Genomic DNA, 11,553 nt, shown 5'->3' with positions numbered 1-11,553 from the left:
CCTGTCCGGAGACCAGCCCGAATCCCCATCGTAGCCGCGACTCTCACTTTCACCGCTTCACTGCTCACAGGCTGTGTCGCGGACCCTGGTCCGGAGGAACAAGGTGGGGGACGGGATGTGCCCCGTCTGGAGATTTTCAAGTATCCGAGCCCCGTCCTTGACAACGGACCACCTGGCTCGTACGACGAGGGCTACCTGGGCGAGCCGTGTGTGCAGTTGGTCGATGGTGTCTACGAAATGTGGTACGAAGCCATCGAATACCCCCCATATGACGCCGGACACCGGTGGACTATCGCCTATGCCTCCTCCCGCGACGGAGTTCATTGGGTCAAGGATCCTGCTCGACGCTTACTCCCCAACCCGGACTATCCCTGGTGCAACAAAGAGGTGTTGGAGCCATGGGGTTTCAAGGAGGGAGGGCTTTACCGGATCTACTTTTCGGCCAACGGCATCGAGCAGATCGGCTACGCCGAAAGCCACGATGGTACTCACTGGAAGAATTTCCGCCTGGTCCTGGGTGCGGCGCAACTGGAGGGCAAGAAGATCAACGGCCTGCCGATTCTCACTGCCAGCGAGCCTTGCGTCGTTCAACGGCCTGAAGGGGGCTATATCATGTACTTTCAGGCCGAGACTTCCGGCAATTTCGACCACATCGGCTATGCCGTCTCCCCTGACGGAATAGACTTTGCCGTTCCCGCCGATGGGGATGGCAACCACACTCCCGCCTGGAATGCCCGCGATGCCTGGCAGCCGGCCCGCGGATTGGCCGGTCCCTGTGTCGTCCGGCATGGAGGTTTGTACTATCTGTTCTGTAGCACCTGGTCGGCGCCTTACAATCTGGGGTATGCCGTTTCCCGGGACGGACTCCGATTTGCGCCCGGGCCGGCGAATCCCCTGGCAACTACAACTCCCTTCAGTTGGGATAACTGGGCGACCTACGAGCCCGGCGTCTTGATCCTGCCGGACGGCCGGGTTCAGATGTGGTGGAACGGGGTGCGGGAACGAGGAGGCCGGCAAGACGCCAGGTACGTGGGTGCCATCGGCTACGGCTTCGGATACCTTGATGCCTCACCCTCAGACAGCTTGGTCTGTCACTGGTCCCTGGATGAAGGCGGCGGCGACCATTTGGAAGACGGAACCACGTTTGGGCACCGGGGCCGGAACGAGGGTGCCGTGGTGGGACGACCGGGTGCCCGTCCAGAGACGGGAACGGCCTACGAGTTCGACGGTCAGGACGATTTTCTGTGGGCTCACCACATGCCGCTTCTTGGGCGCGGAAGCCTTTCGATCTCATTTTACCTGTGGCCGGGCGACGTGAGCCGTCCCCAGGCTCTGGTGAGCAAGTCCAACGTGGAAGGGATGTTTTCGGGCTTTCCCAGCCGTGAATGGCGTATCGGGATCGACGGCCGGGGGCGGCCACTATTCGAGGTGGGAAGGTCAAACGCTGCCGATGGCTTCACTCGGTGCCGGGCTACCCGGCCAGTTGTCTTGCAGCGGTGGCAGCACATCCTGGCGGAATACAGTGAAGAGGCCGCCATGATTCGCCTCTACCTGGACGGACAGCTCGTTGCAGCGGCGCCTCACCCGGGCGGAAGGAGAACGGGCCGATCCATTCTCTCGGTAGGGGCGGAGCTGGATTTTCGGAAGCCCGTCCAAAACAGGGCGCCATTGAGCCGGGACCTGACCCACGACATGGGCGGCTTCTTCAAAGGCGCTCTGGATGACTTCCGCTTCTACGCATCCACGCGATGAATCTCTGTTCAACGGATCGTCAACCCACCAACTCCGCCACCCCGATTCCAGCAAAGCGATTGCCGTCATAGAACAGGTAGGTGTGTTCCGCCGAGCGCCAAATGCAAGGATAGCAGGTCATTTCGCTGTCCCAACCCGACTCGCTGACCTCCAGCACCGGGTCGGGCCACCACTTCCACCGTATTCCGTCCGGGCTCTCGGCGTAGTGAATGCGGTAGAGACGGCGATGGTCTTTGACGACGCTGAACCACATTCGAAAGCCGCTCCCGGTCTTTTCCACGAAGGGCTTGGAACAGGTTGAAAGGTAGGAGTCGATCCGGGGCGGAATATTGATCAGCGCCCCCGCGGGATGCGGCCTGAAGGTATGGCCCCCGTCGTTCGAGACGGCAAGGGCGATTGAAATCTTGCTGTTCGTCTCAGGCCAGCGTACGACGGCCGTATACCACATCCAATACTGCGAACCGACCTTCAGGACGGCGCAGGAACCGGTGCCGTGCTCGTCGCAGGAAAAGGGCCTTCCCAATTCAAGCAGGGACCGGCCGCTGCGCTTCCAGGTCAGGCCGGCGTCGTCGCTCTCGGCCAGAGTGGTCCGATAGGCCTTGAACCTGCCGAAGGAGTGGTAGTCTCCCCCCCAGCCACAGTAATACATGTGCCAGTGCTTCCCGGTGACGGGGACCACCCAGGGATAACTCACCCAGTGGGAATCGATCGACCCGGGCGGACCGAAGTCCAAAAGCGGCTGGTTCGAAACCTTCCTCCAACTCAGGGGATCGGAAATGTCAGCCTCCGCAAGGCCGATTCGCCTCCGCTGACCCTCGATGCTCATGTAGTACATGCGCAGCCGATCGCCGGCCTGGACGATGTGAGGAGCCGACGGGCACCGGTCCCAGCCGCCTTCTTCGGCGCAGGGGAAGATGAGCTTCAGTTTCCTCCACCTCTGGCCCTGGCCCTGGAAGCGGGTCGGGAGCCTCATCCCGGTCCCCGCTCCCAGTAGAGGCGGCAACGTCGTTGCATAGATAAACTTACGCCTGTCCATGTCGATTCCGGGTGACCTCCATCGCCTCGAACTCCTTGGTCGCGTCCCTGAGCCGCCGTTGAGCCTCTCGTAACGCGAACTCGCCCGCATTTGGACGTGCACCGGTCGCCTTCGGGACGGTGCAGCGCTCCTGCCGATTCCCGGACAGAGCCGGACCCGGCAGCGTCCGCCGATCAATTCATGGACAGGAATCCCCAGGACCTGGCCCTTCAGGTCCCGGCAAACGATCTCGATGCCGCCGATGGCGGCAGGCGGTGTGCCTCGCCTACAGTTTCCGGATGCAGTCGCCGACCCGGATCTGCCCCGCCTCCACCACGAAGACGTAGCATCCGCGCAACCGCAAATCCTTCGTACCGGGGCCGTTCACGAACTTCAGGGCGTCGACACCGTAACGGCTCGAGAATTTCTTGCAGCCCGTGTGCGGCAGTTCCGAGACCTCCACCAATGCCTCGCCGATCCGGAAACGGGTGCCGACCGGGAGGTTTTCCGCGGTGAGGTTCATGTCCACCGCCAGGTTGTCTCCCGAGAGGGACCAGCGATCGCGGCTGCCGGCGATGAGGGAAAGGAGGCGCGAATTGATGAGGGTCAACTGCACCTTGGGATCGGAGCTGCCGTCTGGAAGCTTGCGCCAGCAGGTCTCTTGCCAGCGGTCCCCTTCCAGACCCCCCTCAGGAGAGAGGCGGGCTTCGCTCAAAGACTTCCGGACGTTCGTGGCCGGACAGGCGGTGATGGCCTCCACCCTGCCCTCCTGGCGGGGAGCCGCCAGAATCGTATCCAGTGCCTCCTGCAGTTGATCCAAAGTGACGAACGTTCTTGTCATCGATATCCTCCGCTCCGCCGCCGGCCGGGTGGCGTCCGCCGGGAAAGGGCTGAGTCCGGTGCAATGGCGCCGCTATTTGATCTGGAACGAGTAGAGCCGGGCGCGGCTGTAGACGAATTTGAGCCGGGCCGGGCCCGTCACGCCACTCAGGTCGCCTCCTTCCCAGCTCACCGTCCGGTAGACGCCCTCTTCCTCGCTCAACGTGGAATCCGAGGCGCCGTAGCCCGGAATGGTCCGGCCGCTCCGGTCCTGGAGCTCGACCCGCAAATAGCCGTTGTTGTCCGGGTCGTCGTTGAAGATGTCCTTCCAGGGAGCGTCCGCCCCTCCCTTGCCGCCGGCCAGCAGCTCCACGTTGACCTTCAGGGTGCTGCCCTCGAAGCGGAGCGGGTGAGTGGTGACGTAACCCTCGGCGGTGGCGTCCAGGGCGGCCCAGCCGTCCTGGCGGATCTTCATCAGGCCGATCTGTCCCTTGTGTTCGGCCGCGGGGGCGTTGTGAAGGTTGTCGAACCCCGAGTAGTAGATCCAGACCTCACCGTCATGGACCACCGGCGTCGAGATGGGGAACAGCATCCCGCTGTCGAAACTGCTTCCGCCGTAGCCGTTCACCTGGTAGCCCAGGACCATGAAGGGCCGGCGGTAAACGGACCGCTCCCAGTTCACACCGTCCCGGCTGGATGCCAACTGGGCGTCCATGGTCTGGATGTCGGTATGGAAGACCCAGATCAATCCCAGGTAGCTAGAGCCGTAGGGAAAGGCCGAGACCCCGTAGAACTCGGTGTGGGGCGGGTCGAACTCGTCCGGCTCCAGGACGAAGCGGCTGTCGCGCCAATGGATGAAGTCGTCGCTCACCAGCCGCGACACCTTGCGCGGTCCGCCGGGGCTGGTCTTGTGGTAGAGCCAGTACTGTTTCGTGCCGGGGTCCCGCATCAGGCCGAAGGTGTCGCCGCTGCCCCAGATGGGCACCACCGGATTGTTCTCGTAGTCGGTCCAGTTCAGACCGTCGGGCGAGAAGGCGACCCAGATGCCGTGCTTGGGCCGGTCGTGATGTTGCCAGTAGGCCATCTTGTAACGGCGGTTGGGGTCCGGATCGTCCGGCTCCTTGAGGACCACGTGATTCCAGCTGACCCAGTCGAGGACGATGTTGTTGGCCTTGGAACCGCGGAACTCCACAATGCCCAGTTCGGGCTTCTCCCAGTGGATCCCGTCCTTGGAGGTGGCGTAGCAGAGGAACTCGCGGACGTCGGTTTTCCGCGAATTGCCGAAGGTGTTGTACCAAAGCTTGAAGATCTGCTCCTCCTCGTCGTAGATGGCGCTGCCCGGCTGCAGCACCAGATAGCCTTCCCAGGGGCGGTCCGGCTTGATGATGGGGTTTTCGGCAACTTTCCGGGGACGGGTGTTGTAAGCCCCGGTCAGCGAACGCCAGACCCGGTCGCTGTCGGCGATCAGGTGGTCGTCCACAAAGAGCTGCACCCTGGAATCGATCTCCCGGACCGGGCTCGGCTCCGCGGGTGCGCCCGGCTGACAGGACGGCAGCAGGAGCAAGGTCAGCCCCAAGAGCAGAAAACGATTGGGTTTCCGCATAAAACACCCTCCCTGAGGTTCTCGGTTTCCGCCCGAATTCTTGGGTCCGACCCGGCAAAAGTCAAGGTATGGAGCGGCGGCATTCCTGTCGCCGATCTCCAAACTAACCCTCAGGCAACGAGTGAACGGACCGCTGAAATGCCTACCCCCCTCAGAAACGAAAAAAGCAGAGGTGTTTCGCGACGGGGCGATGGTCTAGCATAGGCCCTTCGACCCACGAGGAGCGGAAACGAGGAATCAGTGAACGCAGAGACCCTGAAACCCGAGGCGGTCACTCGGGAGATGGACCGGCACAACTCCTGGGTCTTCGCCATCTCGCATCTCCTGATCTACTTCGCTTCGCCGGTGGTCTACGTCGGGATCGTGCAGGCGGCTCTGTGCGACAAGCTGGGCGCCAGCGCGGCAGTGGCCAACCTGCCCAACTCGGCCTATTTCCTGGGATTCTTCTTTCCCGTCATCCTCTCCTGGACCCTGGCCTACCGCTTCGAGCGGACGGTGGTGGTGGCGGCCAATCTGATCACCTCCTCTTCCCTGATCCTGGTGGCGCTCTCGCTCTTCCTGCCGGTGGCGGATTCGATCCGCCTGGGGGTGGTCATCGGTCAGGGGCTGGTCCTGGGACTGGCGGACTCCTCCTCCATCGTCTACATGTACCAGTGCCTGAAGCGGGGAACGAGCCTGAAGGGCCGGGCCCGCTGCCTGAAATGGACCTTCGCCTTCACACCCATCCTGGCGGTGGTGGGCAACCTGCTGGCCCAGTTCATCCTCGGCGGCGGAATTCCGGCTCTGTCCCATCCCAAAGACTTCGGGCTCCTCTACCTGATGGCCGCGGGTTGCACGGGAGGGGTCGCCTTCCTGGCCACGCGCTTCCGCCTGGTGGATATCGCAGAGAAGAAACCCCCTTTCGCCGAGACCATGAAGACCACGTTCCGGTCCTATCTCCAGGGCCGGACCCTCTTCCTGATCTGGATCGCGTATCTGTTCCTGTTCCTGGCCTGGAACTCCACGACCAACCTCTCCCTTTACAGCCGGGAGGCCCTGGGGGCCGATCCCAAGGATTACGCCGGCTACATGAACGCCCTCCGCTTCGGATTCAAGGCCGTCACCGGTTTCGCCCTGGGAGTGATCATGATTCGTTGGGGGATCCGGGCGCCCCTGGTGACGACGGTCCTGCTCACGGCGGCAGGGATCCTCTGGGCCTGGGTGGTGCCGGGCCACGCCTTCCTGATGGCCTTCGCCTTCATGGGCGGGGGCGAACTGGCCGGCGCCTATTTTCCCAACTACGTCATCAGCGTCTCCGCGGCGGCCGCGGCGGCCCGGAACAACGCCTTCCTTTCACTGGTGCTTCCCGTCAGTTCCTTCGCACCGGCGCTCCACGGCGCCCTCGCCGACGCCTTCGGCTTTCCCGCCAGCTTCGGATTCGGTTTGGCCATGGCGGCGCTGTCGCTGACGCTGGTGTTGTGCTTGCCGAAGCAGGCGGAGACAATCGCTGCCAAATCTCATGACTGATCAGTCAGCGCGCATCGGAATCCTCTATCCGTTTCATTCGGCCGAAGATGACTACCCCCGCATGGCTCCCATGGTCCGTCCCCGGGTGGAGATGGAGGTCGTGCACACCACCATTTCCGAGGACGCCCACCGCGAGGACGCTTGCCTGGCTACGGGGGACGTGAACCGCCTCCTGGAGGGCGCCCGGGAATTGGCTCCCAAGAAGGTGGACGCCGCCATGTGGGCCTGCACCAGCGGCAGCTTCGTCTACGGACTGGACGGGGCCCGGGATCAGGTCCGGCCGGTGGCCGGCTACCTGGGAGTCCAGGTCTCCAGCACCTCGCTGGCCTTCGTATCGGCCCTTCATTTCCTGAACATTCGCCGCGTTGCGGTGGCCGCCAGCTATCCCCGGGACGTGACCCTGCTGCTGAAACGGTTCCTCACCGATGCCGGAGTCGAGACGGTCCACCTGGACTGCCTGGGCATCGTCACCGGGGTGGAGGTGGCCCTGTTGAACCAGGAGCAGGTCACCCGCTTCGTCCAGAGCAACGATCACCCGGACGCCGAAGCCATCGTGGTTCCCGACACGGCCATGCACTCGGCCGGCTGGGTCGCCGGTCTGGAGGAAGCGGTCGGTGGCAAGCCCGTCCTGACGGCGAACCAGGTGACCCTCTGGCAAGCGCTTCGGCTCGTCGGCGGTGGACCATTCCAGGTGGATGCGTCCATGGGTTCGTTGTTTCACCACGGCACCGCCGGCCCGGCGTCGAATTCCAGCGGAGGCTGATTCCCCGACCCCGAAGGAGAAAACGGACATGCCCATCCCCAGAGAGCCCGCCTTCGACGTCGCCGAGTACCGGCGCCGCCTGGAACGGGTCCACGAATCCATGGCGTCGAGGTCCCTGGACGCGCTGGTCCTGTTCAGTCCCCACAATGTCTTCTACCTCTCCGGAATGGACACGGAGAACCTCTCCGACTACCAGTGCCTTCTGGTCCCTGCCGGCGGGGACCCGATTCTGGTCACCTCCCATTTCGAGGAGGCCCGGGCAGCGAACTCCTGCTGGCATCGGGGGCAGGTGTTCTACGGACCGTTCGAAGACCCGCTTCGAGTCACGCTGGACGCGGTGCGCCGCCTGAAGGTCCGGACACTGGGCCTGGAGCGGCGCAACCGGGCGGTTTCGCCGGACCACTACCGGCGCCTGGCAGGGGAATTGTCCGACTTGCGGATCGAGGATCCCTTCGGCGTGGTGGAACGTTCCCGCCTAGTCAAGTCGCCGGCCGAGATCGCCTGCATGCGCCGCGCCGCCATCCTCACCGATCTGGGGGTGGAGGCGGCCTACGCCGCCATGCGGGAAGGCCAACGGGATTCGGACGTGGCCGCGGCCATCATGGAGGCCATGTACGGCAACGGGAGCGACACCGTCTGCTGGGGACCCATCGTGGCCGCCGGTTACCGGGCCGGCAGCGCCCACAGCACCTTCATGGGATTGCCGCTGCGCCGGGGACAGACCGTCTTCCTGGAACTGACGGCCCAGGTGCGGCGCTACGTGGCGCCCCTCATGCGCACCGCGGTTCTGGGACCGCCGTCGGACGACATGAAACGCGTGGAGGCGGCCGGCCGCGCGGCGCTCGCCTGTATACGGGAGGAGGCGCGCCCCGGTGTCGAAGCCGCTCACGTGGCCCGCACGGCGCTGGCGATCCTGGAGCCGGTCCTTCCCGGCCACGTCTTCCATTACAACTTCGGCTATCCGGTGGGAATCGGCTATCCGCCAAGCTGGATCGAAGAGGTGGACTTTCTCATGCGCACCGACAATCCTCGACCACTGGAAGCCGGCATGACCTTCCACCTGCCCATGTCGGTCCGCAAGTACGGCGAGTACGGTGTGAATTTGAGCCAGACGATCCTGGTAGGAGAAGACGAGACCGAAGCCCTGGCCCGGACTCCGGCGCGGCTGCAGCAAGTCAGATTCGGAAGTTAGAAGCAACGGGCCCCGGACCCAGCGGCTGGAGACCGCCAAATCCAACCCCAAACGAAGACAAACGGAGAGGACAGCATGATCGAAGCGCTACGAGGCAAGATTCAGACGGTGACCGGTCCCATCGAGCCCGAAGACCTGGGGGTGACCCTGATTCACGAGCACCTTTATTTCGACCTGACCTGCTACTACCAGCCGCCTCAGGACGAGAAGGGGAAACGGCTCACGGATCAGGAACTGAGCCTGTCCACTCTGGGCTGGGTCCGGAACAACACCATGAGTTCGCTGCCCAACCTCAGGTCCTACGACGACGACGTCATCGCCTCGGAGGTCGAGCTCTACATGGACCTGGGCGGACGAGCCATGGTGGACTGCACCATCAACGGCATCGAACCCAACCCGGCCGGTCTCAGGAGGATCTCCGAGAGAACCGGATTGCACGTGATCGCCGGCAGCGGATACTACATCTATCCCTCACATCCGCCGGACATGGACTCCAAGACCATCGAGGACATCCAGGAAGAGATCGTGGGAGACATCACCCGCGGCGGTCACGGCACCGACGTCCTCTCCGGCCTCATCGGCGAGTTGGGGGCGTCCTGGCCCTTGCACCCCGACGAGGAAAAGACGTTCCGTGCAGGCGCCCGCGCGCATCTCGAAACCGGCGCCCCCATCTCCGTCCATCCCGGTCACGATCCCGACTCACCCCTCTCCCTCATCGAGCTGCTGAAGGAGGAGGGCGTCCAACCGGACCGGGTCATCATGAGCCACATCGAGAACCGCTATCGCGAAGACCTGGACCGGTACAAGCGCCTGGCCGACACCGGTTGCATGCTGGGATTCGACACCTACGGACGGGAAATGTACTTTGCCGGTGCGGGCCGCCAGCATCCGCCTGACGACCTGCGGAACCACATCATCGCCACCCTGGTGGCCGACGGCTACGCCGGTTCCGTCACGGCGGCTCAGGATTGCTGCTTCCAGTGCGACCTGGTCACCTACGGCGGAAACGGCTACGGGCACATCCTGGAGAACATCGTGCCCCGCCTGAAGAACCTGGGCGTGGACGAGAAGGCTCTCCACCAGATCTTCGTGGAGAACCCCAAGCGAGTCCTGACCTTCCGCGACCCAAGCTGATGGAGCGGCGGTTTCCCAACCGCCGATTCGTGGGCAACCTGAAAATGGGAAGTTGAAGAATATTTGAATGAAAAAGAAGAAGAGGGGACAGAAATGTCCCCTCCTGAAGACTATTGCGTGGCTCCGGCCTCGGTGAGAATCCCCACAATTCGTCCGTAACCCTGCTGAACCGCCAGCTTCAGCGCACTCCGGCCATCGTTTCCCTTGATGTTGACCTCGGCGCCGCCCTCGATCAGGGCCTGGACGCATTCGGGTTCCTTCTCGGCAACCGCCAGCATGAGAGCGGTCCAGCCGTTGTAGTTCGTAGCCTCGATTTCGGCGCCTCCCGCCAAAAGCGAACGTACGATCTTTTCCCTGCCCTCCGAAGCCGCGTGCATCAACGGAGTCCAATCGGCGTTGAGACGAAAATTGATCCGGGCTCCACCTTGAATCAGAGCCTCCACCGTGTCGGCGTGCCCTTCGTTGACAGCCAGCATCAAGCACGGAAGACCATCCTTGGTCTTGGCGTTCACGTTGGCCCCCTTGGACATCAGGAGCTTGGCCGCTTCGGTCTTACCCTGGTTTGCGGCGATGAGAAGGGCTGTCCATCCGGACCGCCGGGCGCGGGTCCTGATTCTGGAACCCGAGTCGATGAGCAGATTCATGCTCCCGATGTGACCCCCTTCCGCCGCCGCCATGAGTGGGGTCTGGCCTCGTCTATCGCCGGCGTCCCGGAAATACCGAAGAGATCGCGGCCATTTCTTTCGCCCCTTCTCCAGCAACAGCGCCAACGTCTCGTCGTTGCCGTGACTGGCGGCGAGCCAGACGGCGTTTCGGCCATTGTTGTCCATGGCGTCCAATTGGGCTCCATTCTCCAGGAGAGGCTCGATCATGGCAGTCTGACCTCGACCCGCCGCCCAGAGCAGGGCGGTGCGCTTGTCCGCGTCCTTGTAATCGACCCGGGCTTTCTTCTCCAAGAGAACCTTCGCGGTCTCCAGGTGACCCTCCCCCGATGCCACCATGAGAGGAGTCCATCCCATCTTGGTGTAGGCGTTGACGTCGGCCCCCTTGGAGAGAAAATCGGAGACGATTGCCGTATGTCCGCCGGTGGACGCGAAAAGCAGAGGGGTCCGACCCGAGTTGTCCGAGTCCTTGACCTTGGCCCCGGCCCCTTCCAAGACCTGGATCACGTCCGTGTGCCCCTCCTCCGCGGCCCGCATGAGGGGTGTCCGGCCCGCGGCGTCTTTGGCCCCCGCGTCGGCGCCTTTCTCCAGGAGGAATTCCACCATGGCCGTCTGTCCCTCGGCGGCCGCCAAAGCCAGAGGCCGCTCTCCCCGGCGGTCCTCGCCGTCCAGTTCGCCTCCCAGTCCCAAGAGCGCGTCCGCAGCTTCAAGGTGCCCTTTTTCGACCGCATGCATCAGGGCCGTTTTTCCGTCCGGATCCGCCCAGGACAGATCGGCGCCACCCGCCGCCAGGGCCTGGATCACCCCGGCGTGTCCCTGCTCGGCCGCCCTGACCAGCAGCGACTTGCCGCCATAGACGCGATTGGGGTCGGCCCCGTCCACGATCAGGTCTTCCACATCGGAAGCCTCGCCGGCCTCCACCGCATCCTCCATCTCCCGCCGGACGTTGGAGGAGCAGCTCACCGCAACCAGTAAGAGAAGCAGAAGCAAACAAACTCTATTGGATTGATTCAGTGCCCGGATCATTGGAAATCACCTCCAGATTTCACCTACACCATTCCGTCGAGGTGAGCGCATATTTTAGCCGGACGGTCTGCCGTGAGACAA

The 11,553-nt window shown here is 63.4% G+C and carries 9 protein-coding genes; 5 read left to right on the top strand and 4 right to left on the bottom strand.

Translation table 11 applies throughout. The features are described 5' to 3' along the window. Positions 1–210: 210 nt before the first annotated feature. Positions 211–1,752 (top strand): hypothetical protein, encoded by a 1,542-nt coding sequence (locus OXT71_08415; protein ID MDE2926406.1) that lies wholly within the window; start codon positions 211–213, stop codon positions 1,750–1,752. A gap of 19 nt (positions 1,753–1,771) precedes the next feature. Here the strand turns inward: OXT71_08415 and OXT71_08410 are convergent, their stop codons facing one another. The 3 genes from OXT71_08410 to OXT71_08400 form a co-directional block, all read right to left on the bottom strand. Beyond that, complete coding sequence (locus OXT71_08410) at positions 1,772–2,788, bottom strand: hypothetical protein (protein ID MDE2926405.1); 1,017 nt, start codon at positions 2,786–2,788, stop codon at positions 1,772–1,774. A gap of 265 nt (positions 2,789–3,053) precedes the next feature. Then, positions 3,054–3,608 carry an MOSC domain-containing protein gene (locus tag OXT71_08405; protein ID MDE2926404.1) on the bottom strand — a complete coding sequence of 185 codons (555 nt, stop codon included), beginning with the start codon at positions 3,606–3,608 and terminating at the stop codon, positions 3,054–3,056. Between the two features lie 72 nt (positions 3,609–3,680). Further along, on the bottom strand, positions 3,681–5,189 hold the full coding sequence (locus tag OXT71_08400) for a hypothetical protein (protein ID MDE2926403.1): 1,509 nt from the start codon (positions 5,187–5,189) through the stop codon (positions 3,681–3,683). 240 nt (positions 5,190–5,429) lie between these two features. Between OXT71_08400 and OXT71_08395 the strand changes: the two genes are divergently transcribed. The 4 genes from OXT71_08395 (at position 5,430) to OXT71_08380 (ending at position 9,784) form a co-directional block, all read left to right on the top strand. Beyond that, positions 5,430–6,695, top strand: coding sequence for a hypothetical protein (locus tag OXT71_08395; protein MDE2926402.1), 1,266 nt, complete (start codon positions 5,430–5,432; stop codon positions 6,693–6,695). Continuing rightward, positions 6,688–7,458 carry a maleate cis-trans isomerase gene (locus OXT71_08390; protein MDE2926401.1) on the top strand — a complete coding sequence of 257 codons (771 nt, stop codon included), beginning with the start codon at positions 6,688–6,690 and terminating at the stop codon, positions 7,456–7,458. Before OXT71_08395 ends, OXT71_08390 begins: the two co-directional genes overlap by 8 nt. Before the next feature lie 28 nt (positions 7,459–7,486). After that, positions 7,487–8,650, top strand: coding sequence for a Xaa-Pro peptidase family protein (locus OXT71_08385; protein MDE2926400.1), 1,164 nt, complete (start codon positions 7,487–7,489; stop codon positions 8,648–8,650). Between the two features lie 75 nt (positions 8,651–8,725). Next, the gene (locus tag OXT71_08380) at positions 8,726–9,784 is read left to right on the top strand and encodes a hypothetical protein (GenBank protein MDE2926399.1); all 1,059 of its coding nucleotides are present in this window, start codon (positions 8,726–8,728) and stop codon (positions 9,782–9,784) included. A gap of 110 nt (positions 9,785–9,894) precedes the next feature. Here the strand turns inward: OXT71_08380 and OXT71_08375 are convergent, their stop codons facing one another. Further along, a complete protein-coding gene (locus tag OXT71_08375) occupies positions 9,895–11,436 on the bottom strand; it encodes an ankyrin repeat domain-containing protein (protein MDE2926398.1) in 1,542 nt (513 codons plus the stop codon). Positions 11,437–11,553 lie beyond the last annotated feature (117 nt).

The sequence above is a fragment of the Acidobacteriota bacterium genome (genome assembly GCA_028874215.1).
Taxonomy (GTDB): Bacteria; Acidobacteriota; UBA6911; order RPQK01; family JAJDTT01; genus JAJDTT01.
Note: the sequence above shows the minus strand (reverse complement) of the source record. Positions and strands in the feature narration are given on the sequence as shown.

Bases quoted from the DNA above. Each gene is read 5' to 3' on its own strand.
- OXT71_08410 (MDE2926405.1), bottom strand. From the start codon at position 2,788: ATGGACAGGCGTAAGTTTATCTATGCAACGACGTTGCCGCCTCTACTG.
- OXT71_08405 (MDE2926404.1), bottom strand. From the start codon at position 3,608: ATGACAAGAACGTTCGTCACTTTGGATCAACTGCAGGAGGCACTGGAT.
- OXT71_08400 (MDE2926403.1), bottom strand. From the start codon at position 5,189: ATGCGGAAACCCAATCGTTTTCTGCTCTTGGGGCTGACCTTGCTCCTG.
- OXT71_08390 (MDE2926401.1), top strand. From the start codon at position 6,688: ATGACTGATCAGTCAGCGCGCATCGGAATCCTCTATCCGTTTCATTCG.
- OXT71_08385 (MDE2926400.1), top strand. From the start codon at position 7,487: ATGCCCATCCCCAGAGAGCCCGCCTTCGACGTCGCCGAGTACCGGCGC.
- OXT71_08380 (MDE2926399.1), top strand. From the start codon at position 8,726: ATGATCGAAGCGCTACGAGGCAAGATTCAGACGGTGACCGGTCCCATC.